Source organism: Corynebacterium kefirresidentii (genome assembly GCF_016599755.1).
GTDB lineage: Bacteria > Actinomycetota > Actinomycetes > Mycobacteriales > Mycobacteriaceae > Corynebacterium > Corynebacterium kefirresidentii.
Genome location: NZ_CP067012.1, coordinates 679,106 through 699,969, shown reverse-complemented (window position 1 = coordinate 699,969; position 20,864 = coordinate 679,106). Strand labels below are relative to the sequence as shown.

At 58.8% G+C, this 20,864-nt stretch carries 19 protein-coding genes and 2 tRNA genes; 9 read left to right on the top strand and 12 right to left on the bottom strand.

The window, feature by feature from the left end; translation table 11 throughout:
• Positions 1-66: 66 nt before the first annotated feature.
• A tRNA-Pro gene (locus I6I12_RS03495) sits at positions 67-140 on the bottom strand.
• Positions 141-274: 134 nt separating this feature from the next.
• On the bottom strand, positions 275-1,090 hold the full coding sequence (locus I6I12_RS03490; RefSeq protein WP_200288728.1) for a DUF1542 domain-containing protein: 816 nt from the start codon (positions 1,088-1,090) through the stop codon (positions 275-277).
• A 122-nt stretch (positions 1,091-1,212) separates the two neighbouring features.
• Between I6I12_RS03490 and I6I12_RS03485 the strand changes: the two genes are divergently transcribed.
• The 4 genes from I6I12_RS03485 (at position 1,213) to I6I12_RS03470 (ending at position 3,695) form a co-directional block, all read left to right on the top strand.
• A tRNA-Gly gene (locus I6I12_RS03485) sits at positions 1,213-1,287 on the top strand.
• Positions 1,288-1,391: 104 nt separating this feature from the next.
• On the top strand, positions 1,392-2,084 hold the full coding sequence (locus tag I6I12_RS03480; RefSeq protein WP_200288727.1) for a nitroreductase family protein: 693 nt from the start codon (positions 1,392-1,394) through the stop codon (positions 2,082-2,084).
• 126 nt (positions 2,085-2,210) lie between these two features.
• Complete coding sequence (locus I6I12_RS03475) at positions 2,211-2,843, top strand: hypothetical protein (RefSeq protein ID WP_200288726.1); 633 nt, start codon at positions 2,211-2,213, stop codon at positions 2,841-2,843.
• Positions 2,844-2,861: 18 nt separating this feature from the next.
• Positions 2,862-3,695, top strand: a complete 834-nt coding sequence (locus I6I12_RS03470) for an aldo/keto reductase (protein WP_200288725.1) — start codon at positions 2,862-2,864, stop codon at positions 3,693-3,695.
• Between the two features lie 86 nt (positions 3,696-3,781).
• On the opposite strand, the gene I6I12_RS03465 is transcribed toward I6I12_RS03470, so the two are convergent.
• Complete coding sequence (locus I6I12_RS03465; protein ID WP_023020911.1) at positions 3,782-4,255, bottom strand: ribose-5-phosphate isomerase; 474 nt, start codon at positions 4,253-4,255, stop codon at positions 3,782-3,784.
• Positions 4,256-4,371: 116 nt separating this feature from the next.
• Between I6I12_RS03465 and I6I12_RS03460 the strand changes: the two genes are divergently transcribed.
• Positions 4,372-4,776: an MFS transporter gene (locus I6I12_RS03460; protein ID WP_200288724.1), complete on the top strand. Its 405-nt coding sequence runs from the start codon at positions 4,372-4,374 to the stop codon at positions 4,774-4,776.
• On the opposite strand, the gene I6I12_RS03455 is transcribed toward I6I12_RS03460, so the two are convergent.
• Positions 4,773-5,396 (bottom strand): mycothiol-dependent nitroreductase Rv2466c family protein, encoded by a 624-nt coding sequence (locus tag I6I12_RS03455; RefSeq protein WP_200288723.1) that lies wholly within the window; start codon positions 5,394-5,396, stop codon positions 4,773-4,775. The two genes, I6I12_RS03460 and I6I12_RS03455, sit on opposite strands and share 4 nt — an antisense overlap.
• Before the next feature lie 98 nt (positions 5,397-5,494).
• Here I6I12_RS03455 and pepN point away from each other — a divergent pair, with 98 nt between their 5' ends.
• The gene (gene pepN, locus I6I12_RS03450; protein ID WP_200288722.1) at positions 5,495-8,011 is read left to right on the top strand and encodes an aminopeptidase N; all 2,517 of its coding nucleotides are present in this window, start codon (positions 5,495-5,497) and stop codon (positions 8,009-8,011) included.
• Here the strand turns inward: pepN and I6I12_RS03445 are convergent.
• From I6I12_RS03445 to I6I12_RS03415, 7 genes are all read right to left on the bottom strand, one after another.
• Positions 8,008-8,787, bottom strand: coding sequence for a GntR family transcriptional regulator (locus tag I6I12_RS03445; protein ID WP_200288721.1), 780 nt, complete (start codon positions 8,785-8,787; stop codon positions 8,008-8,010). The genes pepN and I6I12_RS03445 overlap by 4 nt on opposite strands.
• A 74-nt stretch (positions 8,788-8,861) precedes the next feature.
• Entirely contained in the window at positions 8,862-9,578 is a 717-nt protein-coding gene (locus tag I6I12_RS03440) for an SDR family oxidoreductase (RefSeq protein ID WP_200288720.1), read from the bottom strand.
• Positions 9,579-9,633: 55 nt separating this feature from the next.
• Positions 9,634-10,851 carry an alkylhydroperoxidase domain protein gene (locus I6I12_RS03435; RefSeq protein ID WP_200288719.1) on the bottom strand — a complete coding sequence of 406 codons (1,218 nt, stop codon included), beginning with the start codon at positions 10,849-10,851 and terminating at the stop codon, positions 9,634-9,636.
• A gap of 30 nt (positions 10,852-10,881) precedes the next feature.
• A complete protein-coding gene (locus I6I12_RS03430) occupies positions 10,882-12,504 on the bottom strand; it encodes a dipeptide ABC transporter ATP-binding protein (protein ID WP_023020904.1) in 1,623 nt (540 codons plus the stop codon).
• Entirely contained in the window at positions 12,504-13,316 is an 813-nt protein-coding gene (locus I6I12_RS03425; protein WP_200288718.1) for an ABC transporter permease, read from the bottom strand. The genes I6I12_RS03430 and I6I12_RS03425 overlap by 1 nt, the downstream gene beginning before the upstream one ends.
• Positions 13,313-14,320 (bottom strand): ABC transporter permease, encoded by a 1,008-nt coding sequence (locus I6I12_RS03420; RefSeq protein WP_200288717.1) that lies wholly within the window; start codon positions 14,318-14,320, stop codon positions 13,313-13,315. Before I6I12_RS03420 ends, I6I12_RS03425 begins: the two co-directional genes overlap by 4 nt.
• 3 nt (positions 14,321-14,323) lie before the next feature.
• Positions 14,324-15,979: a TIGR04028 family ABC transporter substrate-binding protein gene (locus tag I6I12_RS03415; RefSeq protein ID WP_200288716.1), complete on the bottom strand. Its 1,656-nt coding sequence runs from the start codon at positions 15,977-15,979 to the stop codon at positions 14,324-14,326.
• 202 nt (positions 15,980-16,181) lie between these two features.
• On the opposite strand from I6I12_RS03415, the gene I6I12_RS03410 reads away from it, so the two are divergent.
• Positions 16,182-18,050: an FAD/NAD(P)-binding protein gene (locus I6I12_RS03410; protein WP_200288715.1), complete on the top strand. Its 1,869-nt coding sequence runs from the start codon at positions 16,182-16,184 to the stop codon at positions 18,048-18,050.
• A gap of 51 nt (positions 18,051-18,101) precedes the next feature.
• Here the strand turns inward: I6I12_RS03410 and I6I12_RS03405 are convergent, their stop codons facing one another.
• On the bottom strand, positions 18,102-19,259 hold the full coding sequence (locus I6I12_RS03405; protein ID WP_200288714.1) for a cystathionine gamma-synthase: 1,158 nt from the start codon (positions 19,257-19,259) through the stop codon (positions 18,102-18,104).
• A gap of 144 nt (positions 19,260-19,403) precedes the next feature.
• On the opposite strand from I6I12_RS03405, the gene I6I12_RS03400 reads away from it, so the two are divergent.
• Together I6I12_RS03400 and I6I12_RS03395 are read left to right on the top strand one after the other, a co-directional pair.
• A complete protein-coding gene (locus I6I12_RS03400) occupies positions 19,404-20,414 on the top strand; it encodes a mechanosensitive ion channel family protein (protein ID WP_200288713.1) in 1,011 nt (336 codons plus the stop codon).
• The gene (locus tag I6I12_RS03395) at positions 20,415-20,798 is read left to right on the top strand and encodes a globin (protein WP_200288712.1); all 384 of its coding nucleotides are present in this window, start codon (positions 20,415-20,417) and stop codon (positions 20,796-20,798) included.
• Positions 20,799-20,864 lie beyond the last annotated feature (66 nt).

Below are 20,864 nucleotides of genomic sequence, written 5' to 3'. Positions count from 1 at the left end.
TTTTACGTACATAAACTTAAAGGGGGTCCGGAAATCCTTATTAGGGCATTTCCAGACCCCCATACGTCGGGGCGACAGGATTTGAACCTGCGACCCCCTGCTCCCAAAGCAGGTGCGCTACCAAACTGCGCCACGCCCCGTATGTAGGCCACCAAGTAACCTTGGCTGCGTTGCATACCTGAGACAGTGTACCGTGTCCGTTTTAAATCTCCTAAACGGACCCCCACTTAAAGGTATAAACGCAGCCCAGCGGCCGATTTTGACAGTGCTTCAGCTAGAAATCGAAATCAAACATTCCATCAAAGAAGCCGTCACCGTCGCCGTCAGTTAGACCATCGAAGAAACCGCCGCCATCATCGCCGCCACCAACGTCGCCAGCGTCACCGGCGTCGCCACCCAAGTCGCCAGCGTCACCCATACCATCGGGACCGCCCCAATCGCCGCTTTCTGCAGCAGCCGCAGAGTAGCCAATGCCCGACATGCCAGAGAATAGGGCATTAAACATCATGGAGTAGCCCACCATCCACACGCCGGTTTGCAGCGCATCGGCCCACCATGGACGGGAGTACCAACCTGCCGGAACCGGACGCCCTGCCACGATTCCACCCGGGTAGTAGTTGGGAGTATTCGCAGAAGCATATGGTGAGGCCGTAATCTCCTGGCCATTCGCTTCGACCGTACGCTCTTCCGTCACCTTGCCAGCCGCACGCTGCCCCTCCAGCGGCGGGAGCTCTGGGCCTGGGTTCATGCCCATAATTTCGCGCGCGGCATTCACATAATGCATGCCTTCCAGGGCCGACTCGCGCGCCAAATTCGCCTGCTTGGCGGTAGTAGCACGCGAAATCGCCGCGTTAGCTGCAGTAAATCGCTCAGAAGCATCAGCCATCGCTTGCTTGGAGGCAGAATCTGTGCCAGAAATCTGCATTACTTGGCCACCTAGCCGTTCAATCCACCGGCGAGCATCAGCCTGTGCATCGGCCAATTGCTGTGCCTCACGTTCTTCCCGACGTTTGTGAGAGCTACGGGAGGAAATAAACCAGGCGCCTCCACCAATTGCCAGCGCAACGAGCAAAATTCCCACTATGATCATCGCTTTCTATAGATAGGTCCGTTCCTCTTATAACAACGGCTCAGGCGCCAGCCTAGTTCCCTATTTTCTTTTTTGGCCGCGGTTGCGCTAAAGTATGGCCCAGCGTTGAGATAGCGCGCTGTGGGAATGTCGTATAGTGGCTAATACCTCAGCCTTCCAAGCTGAAGACGCGGGTTCGATTCCCGTCATTCCCTCCAGTTTTCGCCCACCTCTAGGTGGGCGATTTTTCGTTTTCCACCCATCATCATTGGATGTTCACGGTATACGGCGAGCACATGCGAAGAAGTGTAGGGTGGCGCGCATGACTTCAACCAATAAGTATTCTGAGTTTATTCGCAGCCGCCATTCGCCCCGAGCGTTCCTGCCAGAACCCATGCCGGTAGAAGACATCAAGCAGGTTTTGCTGGATGCTCAATCCGCACCGTCCAACTCCAATACTCAACCGTGGGACGTGCATTTGGTGGGTGGAGAAAAGCTCAAGGAACTAAGCGCCGCGCTTATTAAGGAATTCGACACCAACGGGCTCAGCCCAGACTTCACCACCGATTATGGTGAGGGTATCCATCCCAAGCGCTCCCAAGAGCTAGCCGCCAAAATGTACGGCCTCCTGGGCATTGAGCGCGAGGACAAAGCAGGTCGCGTGGAATTCGTCCGCGAAAACTTACGCTTCTTTGGCGCACCCCATGCGGTACTTCTCTTTATTCCGCCGATGGGTGACCGCATTCGCGCCGCCTTTGACCAAGGAACCTATACCGAAAACTTCCTGCTTTCTTTGGAAGCACACGGCTACCACGGCATCCCACAAGGGATGATTTCCTTGATTGCGCCAACCGCGCGTGAATTCCTCGGTGTAGACGAGGACTACAAGCTGGTCACCGCCATTACCTTTGGTAAAGCTGATGAATCCAGCCCGGTCTTTAAAACGAATCCAGGCCGCGCGCCACTTTCGGAAACCGTGACAGTTCACGGCATCGATGGCCTCGACCTCGATTAGGCCCCGCCCCATCAGGAAGCTACTTTCAACGATTTCGTCCATCTAAAACACCGCAACCGTCGACGAAACAGGCGATCTGTGGGGACGAAATCGTTGAATCGCCTCGGCAAGCCTAGAATTATGGCTATGGATATCACTCTTGCCACCTTTGACCATGCACCTGAGACTGCACTGCGGGGCGTGCGCTTCAACAACACGTGGGTACCGTCGGAAACGTACGCTGATTCCCGCCGCGGCACGCTGACCGGGCAATATCCGCAGCGCCAAGCCACCACGCGTATTAGCGAGGTTTTCGCGGGCGTGGGTTATGAGGTGCGCGAGGATACGCAGCCGGCCGGTAGCGATGTCTTTCGCTTGCTAGAGCAGCCCAGCCTGGAAGAACTCAACGAAGTCAATGGCGTCATCGCCGTCTGCTCGCTACTAGGTGGAAATTCACCTATGTCGGTGTTGTGGCCAGGTGTAGCCGAAAGCGGGGAGAATAATGAGTTGGTCTCCCCTATTGACTTAGCGCCTACGCTCGCTGCCATTGCCGGCCTCGACGTGCGCCCTAATGCACAACTGTCCTTTGATGGATTGAACTTGGTGCCGGTGCTGCGGCATGGCGCCTCGGGGCACGCAGCGTTGTTCTTTGACAATGGAGTGCGCATGATTGATGCCTCGCTTATCGACGGCACCGCTACCCCGCCCCATGAGCGTGCCCGCCTGCAGGATGAGTGGGAGACGTGGAATAAATTCATCACTCTCGGCCCGCTGCAATAGATAGGTAGTCTGGGGCGCATGAGCGTACCTAACATCACCCTTAATGACGGCAATACCATCCCGCAGCTGGGCTTTGGCGTGTTCCAGATGGATCCGGAGCAGACCGAAGATTTGGTAGCTGAGGCCCTGCGCGTGGGTTATCGCCATATTGATACCGCCGCTATCTACGGCAATGAGGAAGGCGTAGGACGGGCTATTGCCAAGTCTGGCATTCCCCGCGAGGAGCTTTTTATCACCACCAAGCTGTGGAATGACCGCCAGACCGATGCTGCCGCAGCGCTCGATGAGTCCTTGGAAAAGCTCGGCTTGGAGTATGTGGATCTTTACCTCATCCACTGGCCTACACCGGCAAAGGGCACCTATGTTGAGGCTTGGCAGCAACTCATTGATCTGCAGAAGCAGGGCAAGACAAAGTCCATCGGCGTCTCCAATTTCGAGCTGGAGCACCTGGAACAGCTGGAGCTCAAGACCGATATAAAGCCAGCGGTGAACCAAGTCGAGCTTCACCCTTATCTGCAGCGCTGGCGGGAGCTGGACGCCTTCCGCGCCCACACCGTGGCTATCGAGGCATGGGGTCCGCTGGGGCAGGGAAAGAGCGATATCTTGGATGCCCCCGAGGTCACCGACGCCGCTGCAGCGCACGATGTCAGCCCAGCGCAAGTCATCATTCGTTGGCACCTACAAAATGGCGTCATCCTTTTCCCCAAGTCTGCGACGCCCTCGCGCATTGCGGAAAACTTTGATGTCTTCGGCTTTGAACTAGCCGAGGATGAGATGGCTGCCATCACCGCCTTGGACGAAGGCGAAGAGGGGCGCGGCGGACCGCACCCGAATGACATGAATGATGCCTAAGGCTTAGGGCCTTAGCTCTGCCTGGCCGAAACACAAAGAAACGCCGCGGAACCACCTTTGTTCCGCGGCGTTTATTTTCTCAAGGCTTAGGCCTCGGGCAGCTCTGGGGCGATACCGGTGCGCTCGTACTGCGCCAAGATGTCGATGCGGCGCTGGTGGCGCTCCGCACGGGACCATTCTTGATCCAGGAAGGCATCTACGATTTCCAGTGCCTGCTGCTCGGTGTGCATGCGGCCGCCGATGCCGATGAGCTGGGCGTTGTTGTGCTCGCGGGCAAGGCGGGCGGTCTCGGCGGACCAGGCCAGTGCACAGCGGGCTCCCTTGACCTTATTGGCTGCAATCTGCTCGCCATTGCCGGAGCCGCCAAGCACAATGCCCAAGGAACCCGGATCATTGACGGTGCGTTGTGCCGCTTCGATGCAAAATGCCGGGTAATCGTCCTCGGCATCGTAGGTGTGGGCGCCGCAATCAATGACTTCGTGGCCCTGTTTAGTGAGGTGTTCAGCAATCAGGTTCTTGGTTTCGAAACCTGCGTGGTCTGCTCCTAGATATACGCGCATGGCCCTTATCCTACCGGCCCGGCGCGCCTCGAGGAGGCTTAGCGCCCGCCCTGTTTCGCATTACAAATTCCTGATAGGCTCGCGGACAAGCATTTTCGCGATAAGAGAGGAAAGCCATGCCTATAACCAAACCTGTCCTCACGCTATACGGTGGGCTCCTTCTAGCCTGGTTCATTATGCTCGGCGTTCAGGTTTCCGGAGGCGGAGGCTTTCTCCTACCGCTTATCGCCAGCACCCTAGCAACGTTGGCTCACGTGGGCTTAGGCATCTGGTGGATTGCCCAGAAGGTGCGCGGGAATCCGCGGGCCAACGGGGGCGCTATTGCGGCCGGCATTATCGCGCTTCTCGCCGGCGCCTCATGGGCTTCCTGGGTACTTGTTGCGTGGGACGACTTTCGAGCCAGCATGGCGCTGCCCGCTATTAATATTGCGGGCCTTCCGGCATTCATCTTGACCCCGCTGACCATCGCGCTGTGCGTCGGCGCCGCAATTCAGCTGCACCGACGGGAAAAGAGCGCTTAGTTCTCCTCTACCTGCGGCATCTCGGTGCGGGAGCGCTTGAGTTCGAAGAAGTAAGGGAACTGGGCAAGGCGCAAGGAGGCGTCGAAAAGCTCACCTGCTTCTTCCCCGGTAGGGACGCGGGTAATTACCGGGCCGAAAAAGGCGGTCTCGCCCAGCTTGATAACCGGGGTGCCTACCTCATCGCCCACGGAAGAAATGCCGTTGTGGTGGTACTCGCGTAGCTTTTCGTCGTAATCCTCGGTATTGGCTACCTCGGCGAACTCGGCCGGCAGGTCTACCTCGGCCAAGGCCTGGGCAATGATGTCGTCATAGGCACCAAAGCCGGTACGCATACCGTTGCCCTTGGCATGGACGAGAGTACCCATTGCGGTGTAGAGCTCGTCGACCTTCTCCGGACGCTCGGCCTTGACCTTGGCAAAGACGCGGGCTGGGCCCCAGTTAGCCTTCATCATGTCCATGTAGGTGGAGTCTAGATCGCGTCCGTCATTGAGCACGGACAGGGACATGGGCTCGAACTCCACCTCGATGTCGCGTACTTTTTCTACTTCCTTAATCCAGCGCGAGGTGGCCCAGGCGAAGGGGCAGGATACGTCGAACCAGAACTTTACTGCGTCAGCCATGAATACTCCTTTGATTGATAAAAGTTTGCCCCACCAGCCTAGGCGCGCGACTACTGTGGATGCAGAACTATTTTCGGCACAGAAGGAGAATATAGGCTATGACCTCCGTAAACCTGACTCGCACGGAAGCGGTTGAGCGCTCCCGAATGATTGAGGTGGGCCATTATGATGTCACTTTAGACCTCAAGTATTCAGATACCCATTTCCTTTCCACTACGAAGGTGAGCTTCACCTCGCGCGAGATTGGCTCCACCTTCATCGATCTGCGCGCCGAGGAAATCCAAGAGGTGCGCCTCAACGGCAATCCGCTGCCCACGAATTCTTATAACCCCACCTACGGCATTCCGCTTTCCGGCCTCCAAGTGGCCGACTACACGCTAGAAGTCACCGCGAAGATCCCGTATTCGCGCACCGGCGAGGGCCTGCACCGTTTTGTCGATCCCGCCGATGACAAGGTCTACCTCTATACCCAATTTGAAACCGCCGATGCCAAGCGGGTCTTTGCTTGCTTTGACCAGCCGGATATGAAGGCCACCTACGCGCTGCATTTCAAGGCGCCGGAGGATTGGACCGTCATTAGCAATGGGCCAGTGAGCTGGGAAGGAGACGTGGCCAGCACGGCTATCGACTACCCACTATCGACCTACCTGGTAGCCCTGTGCGCCGGTCCCTACCACGAGGTCACCGATACCTGGCGCGGCGAGCTGACCGCACACCCAGAGGGCAAGCCGGCCCAAAAGCTCGAGGTACCGCTGGGCATCTACTGCCGTGCTTCGCTCGCCCACGCTTTAGATGCTGAGCGCTTATTTACGGAGACCAAGCAGGGCTTTGATTTCTACCACCGCAATTTCGGCTTCCCCTACCCCTTTGGCAAGTATGACCAGATTTTCGTGCCGGAGTTCAACGCGGGTGCGATGGAAAATGCTGGGTGCGTCACCATCCGCGATGAGTACGTCTTTACCTCCCAGGCCACGCACTATAAATACGAACGCCGTGCCGATACCATTCTGCACGAATTGGCCCATATGTGGTTTGGTGATCTGGTCACCATGCAGTGGTGGGACGATTTGTGGCTCAATGAGTCCTTCGCCACTTGGTCGGCGGCCATTTCCCAAGCGGAAGAGACCGAATACGATACCGCGTGGGTAACCTTTGCCAACGTAGAAAAGTCCTGGGCCTACCAGCAGGATCAGCTGCCTACCACCCACCCGATTTCTACCGATGCAAGCGATATCGAAACCGTCGAGCAAAACTTCGATGGCATCACCTACGCCAAGGGCGCTTCGGTGCTGAAGCAGCTCCAAGCTTATGTTGGCCGCGGAAACTTCCTGGCCGGGGTCCGCCGTCACTTCGCCGCCCATGCCTGGGGCAATGCCACCTTTGATGATCTGCTTGGCCACCTGGAACAGGCCTCCGGCCGCGATCTTTCCTTCTGGGCGCAGCAGTGGCTTAAGACTTCCGGCATCAACACTCTGAGCATAGCGCTCAATGCAGATGAGTCCGGCACGATTACCCATGCCTACCTCTCCCAGCGCGGCGATACGCTGCGCACCCACCGCGTGGCGGTGGGCCTGTATAACCTGCAGGACGGTCAGGTGGTGCGCACCGATCGCATCGAGATGGATGTTGATGGCTCCTCCACCGAGATTCCAGAGCTCATAGGCCGCCAGCTGGCAGACATTGACTTCCTGCTACCCAATGACGATGACCTGACCTACTGCCTCATCGAATTGGACGCGGGTTCCCTGCAATTCCTGCTGGATAATATCGATAAGTTTGCTGATCCTATGGCCCGCACCCTGTGCTGGTCCACCGCCTGGGAGATGACCCGCGCCGGGACTATGCGCGCCCGCGATTTCATCCAACTCGTGGCCCGCGGTATGCAGGCCGAGACCGAGCTTGCCGTCCTCGAGCGCATTGTTTTGCAGGCCTCCAGCGCGTTGAAGAACTATGCCGATCCACGGTGGGCCGCCCAGAGCACCCTGCTTGCCGACGCCCTCCTCGACGGCGCCCGCAGTTCCGATGCCCAGCGCTCCATCATCTGCACCCAGGCGCTGGTGAAAATTCGCCTGCACGATAGCGCGCGTGACTACCTGCGCGGCGTGCTCGAATCCTCCGAGGATGCAGGGCTGCGTTGGTCCGCGCTCGCGGCACTTGCCGCCGACGGCGCGATAGAGGACGTCCCCGCTGCCGCGGATGCGCAACTGGAGCGGGATAATTCCGCCACCGGCTACTACTCTTCGCTGCGCGCTCGCGCCGCAGTGGCAACTGCGGAAAACAAGCGCGCGGTATGGGAAGAAATCGTGGCTGGTAATCTCACCAACCGCGAGCTGACTTCCAAACTTGAAGGATTGCTCTATCCGCATGGCGATGCGTTCCTTCCCACCGCGGAGTTCTTCGATATCGCGGAAAAGGTGTGGGCTTCCCAATCCTCCGAGGTGGCTCTGACCACAGTTACCGGCCTCTTCCCTTCCTGGGACATCACCCGCAAGGGCTTGGACAGAGCCGATGCCTTCTTGCAGAAGGACCTGCCCGGTGGTCTGCGTCGTACAGTCACCGAGCAGCGCGACCGCGTGGCCCGCGCGCTACGCAACCGCCAGGTGGACGCTGGCTAGGCCGGCTTTCCTGCGCCGCCGTCCCGGGTTTGTACGGGTTGTGGCGCAGGATCCTCGCCCAAGACCACTTCTACATTGGCGATATCAGAGCGCAGCGACTCTTCGATATAGGCAAAGACCACGCCGGTCTCATTCTTCAGCAGCCGTACGAACCGCAAAAGCGGGTGCGATCGGCTCACGCCCAAGAGTTTCTGTTCTTCTGTGCGAGCGGTAGCGGCGCTCATACTCTCGCGTTTGAAGACCGGCTGGAGGCCATAGCCTGCCAGTATGTCTAGGATGGGCTCGCGCAGGTCGTGCTGATTGAGCTCGGGAGCCATGTCCACTGGGATGGTGTAGCGCGAGACGATGACGGGCTTACCATCGACGATAAAAAGGCGTTTAATATCCCACGCATAGGTGGCATCGTTCACGCCCAGGGCCGCTGCCACATGTTTGGGCACATGGGTTTTATTCACGGAGACCACCCGCACGGTGATTTCGTGCCCACGCTCGCGCAGTTGAGTGGCGATGCTGTCCTTTTTGGTCAGGCTCAGTGTAGGGGGAACCGTGCGCACGTAGGTGCCGCCGCTGCGCCCACGGCGGCGATCAATAAGGCCTTCATCTTCCAAAATGTCTAATGCATGGCGCACGGTCATGCGCGCAACATGAAATTCTCGGACCAATTCGCGTTCGGTAGGAAAACGCTGACCAGGCTCTAATTCATTGCGCTCGATCTTGTCACGTAGGGCATCTGAGATAAGGAGATAGGCGGGCCGTTTTCGGCTTTGGGAAGTCACAGCCCTCGAGTGTAACGGGCGGGCCGAAACCAACCCCCCATCACTGCATGATGACCTTAATAACACTTGATTTACTACTTGCGCAGAGATAATTCGATTCGCGGCCTGACTTGGATTTCCGTCAACTGCGTGGTGGGCCCAGCCTCTACTACGGTACGAATGGCACGCGCCACCTCAACCGGTGCAATGACCTGGGAGGGATCATAGTCCTGCAGGCCCTGCAGCATCGGAGTATCGGTAGGCCCGGGCGCTACGGTGGAAACGCGGATTCCCGGCTCGGAGATACGCAACCCGTCGGCCAGCGCATACAACGCGTGCTTCGTGGCCGCGTAGACGACGTTATCGCCATAGCTGTGGCGGCCAGCACCAGAGTTAATAAAGACCACTGTGCCTTCGACTTTACGCAGCTGCGGCAGCAAAACACGGGTCACCTCTGCGGGGGCGTGCACGTTGAGGTCCATGTGCGCGCGCCAATTTTCTGGAGTGGCTTCCTCCACGGAGTACTTGGTAGCCCGTGCGGCGGCGTGCACGAGCACATCTACGCGATCCAGCTCCGGCAGCGCCATGCCTTCATCGAGGCCGGCTACTAGGTCGATGGCGATCGGCGTGATGGATTCCGATTTAGGCAGGTCCGCCGCGCTCCGTCCCAGTGCGTACACGTGGTAGTCACCAGCCAAGTCGGCGATGATTTCGCGGCCCATGCCACCGGTGGCGCCGGTGACGACGGCCACCTTGCGCGGGGCTGCGGCCTCTGAGTGTGCTGGTGCGGTGAGATTCTTAGTATCAGTCATGCCGCTCCATCATAGGGATCCTCCGCTGAGGTTGCCGCACCAACCCAATCACCACCTATTGCCGAAAGCGCTTGGGCACATCCGGCTGCCCCAAGGTAAGCATCAAGCGATTGGCCCAGTTAAAGAAGGACGATGCGTAGATGAGGTCCAGAATGGACTGATCATCGAAACCGGCGTTGCGAAGGTCGGTGCATAGCTGCGCATCGAAGGCGAAGGGAGTTTCGGTCAACGCCACAGCTGCGCGACGGATAAGGTCCCACTCTTTAGAACCCAGGTCGGCGTCGATGCCTGTGTCCAAAAGGCGGTCTACGCTGTCACGGTCGCCGCCTTCCTGGACGCACCGTGCCTGGTGCACGGAAGCGCAGTACTCGCAACCGTTGTACCGCGAGGCCACAGTGGCAGCGAGCTCGCGGTCTGCACGGGAGAGGCCGCCTTCGGTGTTATAGAAGATGTCCAAGTCAGTTAGCGTACGCGCCTTCAAAGCCGCGGGATCGCGGGCGAGCAACCGGAAGTACTCGGAATCAATGCGCTCTGGTTTGATGAGGGCGTCGGTATGCGCTGCGGTGAAATCCTCTTTCGCCAGTGCCTCTACCCAAGGCTTCCAGCCCAGGGAGTGGTTGACAAAGTGGTCCGGCAGCACGGTATCGGGTTGCAGGGTATTCGCGGTAACCTGCCAGCTTGGGTCAGCTACCCCGGCTGCACGCTCGGCCGCGGGGCGTGCGGCGCCCTCCTCGCCAGAGAGCACCCGCAGACCGTGGACCACGCGCAGCTGGAAAGCCAAAAATGCCACAAGCTGAGACAGGCTGACAATATCGGTAGCCGACCACCCGGCGGCGTCGAGGTGACCGATGGCCTGCGGGGAGGCGTCCTTGGGGTGGAAGGCCAAAAGGTGCGCCCAGTCAAAGGCAGCGGCTAGGCGCTTTCCGAGCGCTGCCTCCGCAGCAGTTTCGCCAAAAATAAGGAAGTCACCCTGGTAGTAGGGGCCGGTAGACACACCACGCTGGCTTGCGGCGCGCACGGCGGCAACAAGGTCCACATCGGCCTCATCCCCCAGCAGGTCGAAGTAGAAATCTGCTGCCTCCCCCGCCTGGTAGACCGCAGCGCTAAAAGCTGCGACGGCATAGCGCTCTGCATAGGTGAATTCACCTGGCTCTGCAGGCTCAAGCAAAGCGTTAAAGCTCAGCTGCGCATTGTCCTGCGCCTCTTGGCGGGCGCGGCGCAGTTGCTGCACCTCGGCGGAGGCGTGGGAGAGCTCGTTAATAATGTCGGTCATATTCTCAGTCCAACCTTTCTAGGGCTCGGTTTATAGCCCCAAGTTTAGGTCTCCAGCGCGGTAGCGGGAGCCTGGGATGGCGTCAATTAGCTGACGGGTGTATTCGGTTTCTGGGTGTGCAAAAACCTGCGCCGTGGGCCCGGATTCCACTTGTGTGCCGTGGGAGAGCACGGAGACGGTATCGGAAATCTGGTTGACTACCGCGAGGTCGTGAGAGATGAAGATATAGGTAAGCTCCAACTCGCGCTGCAGCTCATCGAGCAGGCGCAGGATCTGTGCCTGTACGGTGACGTCGAGCGCAGAAACGGCCTCATCGAGCACCACAAGATCGGGTTCAATGATCATGGCACGGGCGATAGCCACGCGCTGGCGCTGGCCGCCGGAGAGCTCACGGGGACGGCGGGCTGCCATGGAAGAGTCCAAGGCCACCAAATCAAGAAACTTTTGTGCTTTCGCGCGGGCATCGCGTTTCGAGGCCCCGGTAAAGTTGCGCACCGGCTCAGCGATGGTATCGCCGATACTCAATCGTGGATCGAGCGAGCCAAAGGGATTTTGGTAGACCATCTGGATAGAGCGGCGCAGCTCCCGGCGGCGCTTACCGCGGGCGGTGCTGATATCTTCCCCCGCCAAGCGAATACTTCCCGAGGTAGGCGTGCTCAACAGAGATATGGCACGGCCGGTAGTTGTCTTTCCGGAACCGGACTCCCCCACCAAGGCATGGGTAGTGCCACGGGCTACGGAAAAGTTGATGTCATCTACCGCGGTGAAATCCCCGAAGCGCTGGGTGAGCCCCTCGACTTCGAGCAACGTCTCCTGCTGGGCGGGCGTACTATTCCGCACCGGAGATGCGGTCTGGGAGGAAGTAGGGGCGGTGAGCGAGGGGGCGTCGGCAAGCAGGCGCTTGGAGTAGGCATGCTGGGGATCGGTGAGGACACGGGCGGCTACGCCCGACTCGCGGACGGCGCCCTTTTCCATCACCACAATATTATTGGCGCGGTCACCCGCCACGGCCAGATCATGGGTAATAAAAAGGATGCCCATGGTGAGCTCTTCGCGCATTTCATCAAGGAGATCCAGGATGATTTTCTGCACGGTGACATCCAGCGCGGAAGTAGGCTCATCGGCGATGATGAGCTCTGGCTCCAGTGCCACAGCGGCAGCGATGAGCACGCGTTGCTTCATGCCGCCGGAAAGCTCATGCGGGTACTGATGATAACGGCGCTGTGGATCATCAATGCCCACGCGCTCCAGCAACTCCAGAGCACGCTTCTTCCGGGACTCCTTATCGTCCTGCCGGTGGATGGCCATGCCCTCTTCCACCGAGGCTCCGATGGTCTTGAGCGGATTGAGCGAGTTATTGGGATCCTGCGGAATCAACCCGATGCGGCGGCCACGCAGGGTGCGCCACTGCTTTTGGGAGAAATGGGTGACATCGTGGCCGTCGAAAGTAATGGTGCCGGAGACAATCGAGGCATTGTCTGGCAGCAGGCCAATGGCGGCCATGGCGGAGGTGGACTTGCCGGAGCCTGACTCGCCCACGATGGCGGTCATTTCCCCGGGGTTCACTTCTAGCTCAATGCCGCTGACCGCTTCCATCTCGCCGTGGGCGGTGCGGTACGTAATGGATAAATCACTAATGCTAAGCAGGGACATTAGGCCGCCTTTCGCAGTGTCTGGCTGAGGTAGTTGGCCGCAAGAACCACGGCGACGATAACGATGCCGGGGGCGATGGTCAGCCAGCCGGCGGTGGCAATATAGTCGCGTGATTCAGAAATGAGCAGGCCCCATTCCGGTGTTGGGGGCGGAGCGCCGTAACCAAGGAAGCCAAGGGTGGCTAGCTGCAAAATGGCCAGGCCGAATTGCAAGGCGGCTACGGCGAAGACTGCGGTGAGTGAATTGGGAAGAATATGGCGCACGAGCACCTGGAAGGCAGAGCCGCCGGAGCCGTAGGCGGCCTCGACGAAATCGGAGCCTGCCACACTGAGCACCTGGGAGCGCGCGAGGCGCGCAAAGGTTGCCACGGAGGTAATGCCCACGGCGATGGCAGCATTAAAGATGCCGTGTCCGAGCACGATGATGACGGACAGGGAAAGCAAGAGGCCAGGAATAGACAACAGCACATCCACGATGCGCATGATGACGGCATCTACCCAGCCGCGGCGCACTCCGGCGATAATGCCCAAGACGGTGCCAACGATCAGGCCGAAAAGTACCGCCAATAGCGCGCCGAGTAGGGATTGGCGCGCGCCATAGACCACGCGGGTATAGAGATCACGGCCCACGGCATCGGTGCCGAACCAGTGTTGGAAACTGGGCTGCAGCAGCGCTGTGGTGTCACCGCCCTGGTTAGGATCCTGGGAGGTAAATAGTTGGGGGAACAGTGCGCAGAGCACCGCCAGGCCCAGCACAATAAGCGAGATGATGGTGCCCGGGGTGAGCTTCAGGCGTGTGGATTTAAGCTTCATGCTTGGACCTTCTTCTCGTTCTTTGCGGGATTATCAGCGGTGGCGGTGGTGTTGCTGTGCGCGCTATCGTGGTTGCCCTCGCGCAGGCGCACGTCAAGCACTGGGTAGAGCAGGTCCACGATGAGATTGATAAGAACAAAGACGGCCGCGGCCAGCACCACGATGGCGAGCAATACGGAGGTATCGCGGTTGGCCACCGCATCCACGGTCAGCGCGCCAATGCCGTGGCGGGCAAAGACCGCTTCCGTCACCACGGAGCCGCCAACGAGCTCACCAAAGGTAAGGCCGGCCATGGTCAGCGCCGGCAGCAACGCATTACGCAGGACATTGCGCCACAGCAACCAGGCACCGCTAGCACCCTTGGCTCGCACTACCTGCACGAAGGACATATCCATTACCTCATCGATGGAGCGCAGGAGCACCTGTGCCAGCGGTGCGGCCACGAAGATGGCCAAGGTAATCACCGGCAGGATAAGGCTTTGGGCATCGCTCGCGCCGATAACCGGCACCCATCCCAAACCAAAGGAAAATATCTGGATCAAAATGATGCCGATCCAGAAGGTGGGCAGGGAAACCATCACGGACGGCAGGCTACGGAAGAAGCTACGGAGCCAGGAAAATGGACCAAAGGTGGAGGCGATGGCCATGAGGAAGGCTAGGGCCACTCCTAGGAGGAAGGCAAGGATAGCCAGCGCCAGTGTGGAAGGAAGGGCATCCGCTAGCATCTCCGATACGGCAGTGCCGGTGGCGACGGAAAAGCCGAAATCACCGGTGAGGAATCCACCGAGCGCGCTGACGTAGCGGCTCAAGATCGGTTCATCGGCACCATAAACCTCACGGATAGCGGCCAATTGCTCGGCGTTGAGCCCCAGGGTGGGGTTGTCATAGCGGGTCGCCACGGCGTCGCCAGGCAGCGCCGCCAAAAGGATGAAAGAAAGGGTGAAGGTAGCCCAGATTACGAGCACGGCTTGACCGATGCGTAGGGCAATCGATTTCAGGCTCATGGATTACTCCTCCCCTTCTGCGGTGTTGATGTCTACCGCATAAAACGATGGGCGGCCGATGGCCTCGGTACTAAAGCCTTCGATATAAGGCTGGAAACCATAGACCTGCGGCTCTTCAAACATGGGCAGGATATAGGCCTGTTCGGAAAGGTAGTCCTGCATGCGGCCGGTCATAGCTAGGCGGTCTTTTTCGTTGCTGAGGTCGAAGTAGTCTTCCACCAGTTTCTGCAGCTTCTTATCGCCGAAGCTATCGGTCTTTTCGTCATAGTTGAGGAAAGAATTGCGGCCCGTGCCATCTAGCCACGTGGCCAAGGTATCCACATTGGCGCGGCCGGTCATGGTGTGGCGTACCTGCACGGTGTCTTGGTCCTTCATGGCCTTCTGCTGCGCGGAGCGGTCGCCTGGGTTGAGGTTGGCCTCGATGCCGACGTTCTTGAGCATCTCTTGGGCCTTGGTGAACATCTCTTTAGAGCGCGGCTGCGGGACTGCCTCATTAAAGGTCACGGACAGGCGCTTGCCGTCTTTCTCGCGGATGCCATCTTCTCCTTCGCGCCAACCGGCTGCATCGAGCAAGCGCTTAGATTCCTCTGGATCGAAGGCATAATTCGCTGCTTGATCCTTATAGCCAATAGCCGTCTTGGCCAGGATCGATGTGCCTTTGGGATAGGAGTCAGAAAAGAGGGTGTTCAGAATATTATCGCGGTCGATGGCGTGAATGATGGCCTGACGCACGCGTTTATCCGCCAAGAGTGGGTGGCGGAAGTGGAAGTGGAAGCTATTGTTTACGCCACGGGTGGGCGCGGCGAAAATCTCCAGGTTTTGATCCTTGAGGTGCTTCTCATCGGGGGCTTCGATCTGGCGAGCAATATCGGACTGCCCCGCCACGAGCGATCCCACGCGCACGGAATCCTCGGCTGCGAGAACAATATTGATGCCCTCAATATCGGCCGGCCCTTGGTGGTCCTTGCGGGCCGGTGGTGCCCAGTCATAGTCCTCCCGCTTTTTGAGCACCAGCTTGGTGCCCAGCTCTTCTTCCTCGATGACGAAGGGGCCCGAACCAGAAATAGCGGTGGCATTGCCCGGCGCGAAGCCGGTGTCATCTAAATCCAGCGTGGCATTAGAAAGCAGGCCCTGATTCATCACGGAGGTGGACTGAGGAAAGCCTGGGGAGGGCTCACTGAAGTAGAACTTCACCGTGTAATCATCAATAACCTCGGATTTTTCATAGTTGGGCAACTGCTCCGAAGGGGTGAGCATGCGGTCCTCATCGCCTAGGGCGTAGAGGTCATAGTTCTTCTTTACGTTCGCGGCATCTAGGCGGGAGCCATCAGAGTAGGTCACGCCCTTGCGAATCTTGAAGGTGAACTCGGTATTGTCCTTGTTCGCCTTAGGCATCTCCTCCGCAATCCACGGATGCAGCTCGAGGGTATCCGGGTCCTGCCACAGCAGGCGGTCCGTGATGTTATTGAGCACGCCACCGTTGGGGTAATAGCCGCCGGAGGGGGGATAGAGGTTATTGAACATATTGGGCTCGACGTAGGTGACCATGCCATCTTCCGCGGCATGGGAAGTAGAGGCGCAGGAGGTTAGCGAGAGAGCTAGCGCACCGCTGGCAAAGACTGCGGCCACTGGTCTCAGGAGCCGAGAAAGTTGCTTCATAAAAGCTCGAGTTCCTTTAATTCTTAAGTAGTACTCGCCCATTAGAGCATATCCATACCCACAAATACAAGACTGGACGGTCTACCCTATTACCTGCCATAACAAGGGGAAAGAAACTTTTGTATAGACTGTTTAGTCTATTTAAATACCACCGCTGGGTCCGATGCTCGTGGAAGGGTCTGGATGTGGCACGATAGGTAGTATGTCTACTCCAGCAATCGCAATCGTCGGCATGGGCCCACGCGGCATTTCCATCTTGGAACGCCTCTCCGCCCGCATGGACGATTCCAGCGACCCCATAACCGTCCACCTCATCGATGATGCCCAGCATGGTGCCGGCCGCATTTGGGAAACGGATCAAACCAAGACCCTATGCATGAATACTCGCGCCGGTGCTGTCACCCTTTTCACCGAGCCCGGCTCCACTGTGGACGCCCCCGTGCTCGAGGGGCCCATCCAATACGAGTGGATTCAGCTCCTGCGCGGCGATGGCGACAATGTCTCAGCCGCCAAGCGCGAGTTTTTTGAGCAGCATCCTCCGGCCGCACATATTGCGCAGGACTACCGCGAAGAACTTGCCGCTACCCGACCCGAATCCAACCCCTCGCGCGCGCTGTATGGCGAGTACCTGCGCTGGGTCTATGACGTGGTCATTGCTCGCCTACCTAAGAGCATTTCCACTGTGAACCACTTCAGCCGTTTGGAAACCATCAGCGAGGATGGCCACGTAGACGTGCTCCGCTTGGCCGATGGCTCCGAGGTGCGCACCGATGCCACCGTGCTGGCCTATGGCTGGATGGTTCCGGAGTACAACGAGCAGGAAAAGCAGCTGGCGGCTTCCGGCCTGAACTGGATCGCTCCTAATAACCCGGTAGAGCAGGACTATGCCGCTATCCCCGGCGGTGAGGACGTGCTGGTACGCGGGCTAGGCATGGGCTTTTATGACATCATGGCGCTGACCACCATCGAGCGCGGCGGCACCTTCGTGGAGGATTCTTCCACACGTTCCGGCCTGCGCTATGAGCCCTGCGGCGACGAGCCCAACTTCATCATTTCCTCCGGCCGCGGCTACCCCTACCACCCCAAGTCCGAATACGGTGAGCTGCCGCCCACCATGCCACGCCGCCGTCTGAAGAATGTCATTGCGGAGCTCAGCGGCACCCATGACATCGACTTTGACTCCCAGGTTTGGCCCGCTATCGCCCGCGATAGCTACGAGGCCTATATCACCACTTTGGAGCGCGTGCGCCCGGATTCCTTGCTGCGCCCGCGCGCTGACATTCTCGAGGTCATCGATGCCACCGCCCCGGATGAGCTAGGCGCGGCTATTGCGCCCATGGTTACCGAGCCGTGGGACATGAACGATCTCATGTACCAAATTGCCGGGTTTACCGGGGACATAGATGAGCTCACCGAGCATATTGCCCAGTCCATGGAAAGCGATATCCGGGAGGCCTCCGCCGGCCACGACTCCCCCATCAAGGCCGCGCTATGGTCGCTATCGCAATCGCGCAAGCCCGCCTCCATCCTTGGCTCGGAGGGCCGCTATACCCGCGAGTCCCGCACCGGCCGCTATGCCCAAGTAATGTCCTTTGGCCAGATGATAGGTTCCGGCCCGCCGCTCTTCCGCGTGCGCCAGCTGCTCGCGCTTGTTGACGCCGACTTGGCCCACTTCCTAGGCGATCACCCCACCCTGGCCATCGAGGCAGATCACTTCACCCTAACCTCCGGCCCACGCTCGGCTTCTGCACCCACGCTTGTCGACGCCTTTATGCACCGCCCCGATATCCGCACCGCCGGCGATTCCATGACCCGCTGCCTGGTAGATTCCGGCCGCGTTCGCCCCTTCCCCGATCACGGACAACCCACCGGTTCGCCGGAAACCGATGGGACGACCCGCCGCACCGTTCACCCGAACGGCGAGCTGGATGCGCGCCTGCACATTGTGGGCATCCCCACCTATTCCCAGTGGCCGGATACCACTATTTCTCCGATGCCGGGAACCGACCCACTCATGTTGCAGGAAACCGATAAAACCGCCGGTTCCCTCCTCGCCGTGGTGCGCTCCTAAGCCACCACCGCGCTAAGGGCTCGGTCCCGGTCCTGGCCCCGGTCCCGCGGCCTATAGCGCGTCGAGGGCCTGCTTCAAGTCCGCGAGCAGGTCATCGATATCTTCGATTCCGATTGAGATGCGCACCATATCATCTGGCGGCACCAGCTCGGATCCTTCCGCGGATACGTGCGTCATATTCTTCGGGTGCTCGATGAGCGATTCCACCCCACCCAGCGATTCCGCTAGACAGATAAGCCGCGTATTGAGGCAGATCTGCTTGGCATGCTCCGCGCTATGAAAGCGCACGGACATCATGCCGCCAAATCCGCGCATCTGCTGTGCTGCCAACTTATGCCCTGGGTGATCTTTCAGCCCTGGGTACAGCACCTGCTTTACCTCGGGGCGGCCCTGCAGGAACTCTGCCACCTTTTGCGCATTGGCGCAGTGGCGATCCATCCGCACCGAAAGAGTCTTGATTCCGCGAGCCGTAAGGTAGGCGTCGAAAGGCGAGCTCACCGCACCCACATTGCCTTGGAAGTAGAGCAGGCGCTCGTCCACGTGGGCATCATTAGTAACCACCGCACCGCCCAGTACATCGGAATGCCCACCCAGGTACTTGGTGGTCGAGTGCAACACATGGTCCGCGCCGAGCTCCAATGGGTTCTGCAGGTAAGGCGTAGCAAAAGTATTGTCCACTAGGACCTGCGCGTTGCCCTTAATCTTGGCCACCGCGGCGATATCGGTGATATTCAACGCCGGATTGGTGGGCGTTTCCAACCAGATGAGCCTGGTATTGTCCTGGACCGCCGCGGCTACTGCGGCGGTATCGCTGGTATTAACGATGGACATCTCCACGCCCCACTCAGTGAAATCATTCAGTAGCCGGTAGGAACCACCATAGGCATCATTACCCAAAATGACGTGATCCCCTGGGCGCACCAAGATCCGAATCAGCGTATCGGCGGCGGCCATGCCGGAAGAGAACACGCGGGCATACTCAGCGCCCTCTAGCGCCGCTAGAGTGCGTTCGAGCGAGCGCACGGTGGGGTTTGCCACGCGTCCGTATTCGAACCCGCCGCGCAGCTGCGCTAAGCCATCTTGCGCAAACGTGGTTGACGCATAGATCGGCACATTGATAGAGCCCATGTGCGGGTCTGGGTGGTAGCCGCCATGGATGGAACGGGACGTAAAGCCTTGAGCGAGGTTCTGCGTGCTGCGTTCTGTCATAGCAACACAGTCTAGACCAAGCTGTTCACTTGCTAAGGAAAGATAGGTATTTATTTTCACCCACCTAGCCACCCACCACTCATCGCGTTTTCAGGCTCGGCCTTTACAATGGGCGCGGTTCCCATTGTCCACGACTAAGAAAGAATGATGAATACGCAATTCTTAGCCTCAGCCGCTTCCACCAAGGACTCGGCCGTCGAGTCCGTCTCTAGTTTTTGGAATGACGAGAAGGTGCAAAGCTGGCTTATCGAGCGCCCGATTCGCATCGCCGTTATCCTTATCCTGGCCGTCATTGCCCACTGGCTCCTCCACCGCATTATCAACAAGGTGGCCGAAAACAGCATCAAATCTTCCGGGCTGGATAAGCAGCGTTTCCGCGGAAAATTCAAGGGTCGAGCCAACCGCCCCGAACCGACCCAGCAAGAAGAGGCCATGCGCCATACCCGCGAAACCCGGCGCGCCTCCCGCATTAAGACGCTAGCCGGAGTGGCCCGTTCCGCCGCCGCTATCTTCGTGTGGGTATGGGCCGTTATTGCCATCTTGGATGAGCTAGACGTTAACGTGGCACCGCTTATCGCCTCCGCCGGTGTTATTGGCGTCGCCCTTGGTTTTGGCGCCCAGGCACTGGTGAAGGATTTCCTTTCCGGCATCTTCATGCTCATTGAGGATCAATACGGCATTGGCGACGTGGTTGACCTTGGCAACGGCGTCTTTGGCGATGTCGAGTCCATCTCCTTACGCATCACCACGGTCCGCGATATCGACGGTGCTCTGTGGTACGTGCGCAATGGCGAAATCCTCCAGGTAGCTAACCACTCCGATGAGTACTCCGTTGCCCGCATCCAGATTCCTGTGGGCCTTTCTAATGACCCAGAGCTCGCCGGCGAGGTCATCGAGGACGCAGTGAAGGAAGCCGCGCAGGACGATAAGGTACGCAAGCTCATCCTCAGCACGCCTCGTGTGGATGGCATGTCCGGTTTCGAACCGGATTATGTTTCCTTCCGCGTGTCTACAAAGACCCTGCCGGGCAAGCAGTGGGACGTCCAGCGTTTCTTGCAATCCCGCGTGCTCAATGTCATGCACACTAAAGGCATTACTACCCCCTACCCGCACGGCATCGGCATTCCCGATCCCCGCAAGGAAGAAGAAGAGTAAATGGATTCTGTTTATGAGGCTATTGGCGGCATGGAGACCTTTCAGCGCCTCGTCCACGGCTTTTATTCCCAGGTCAAAGAGGACAATGTCATCGGTCCGATGTACCCCGATAATGACTGGGAAGGTGCCGAGCAGCGCCTCACTTGGTTCTTGGCGCAGTATTGGGGTGGCCCGCAGCTCTTCTCTGAAAACCGCGGCCATCCGCGCCTTCGCATGCGCCACGCCCCCTACCCCATCGATATAACCGCGCATGACCGGTGGCTAGAGCTAATGGGTAACTCCCTCGCGGAAATCGACGAGGAAACCATCCCACCGGCCTACCGCGAAATGATCTGGGATCATATGCAGCGCGTGGCCGCCATGATGATCAACAAGGCACAATAATCGCACCGTCTTGCCCCACCCAAGAGACAAAGCCCGGCTCCCGCTATTTAGCGAGGAACCGGGCTT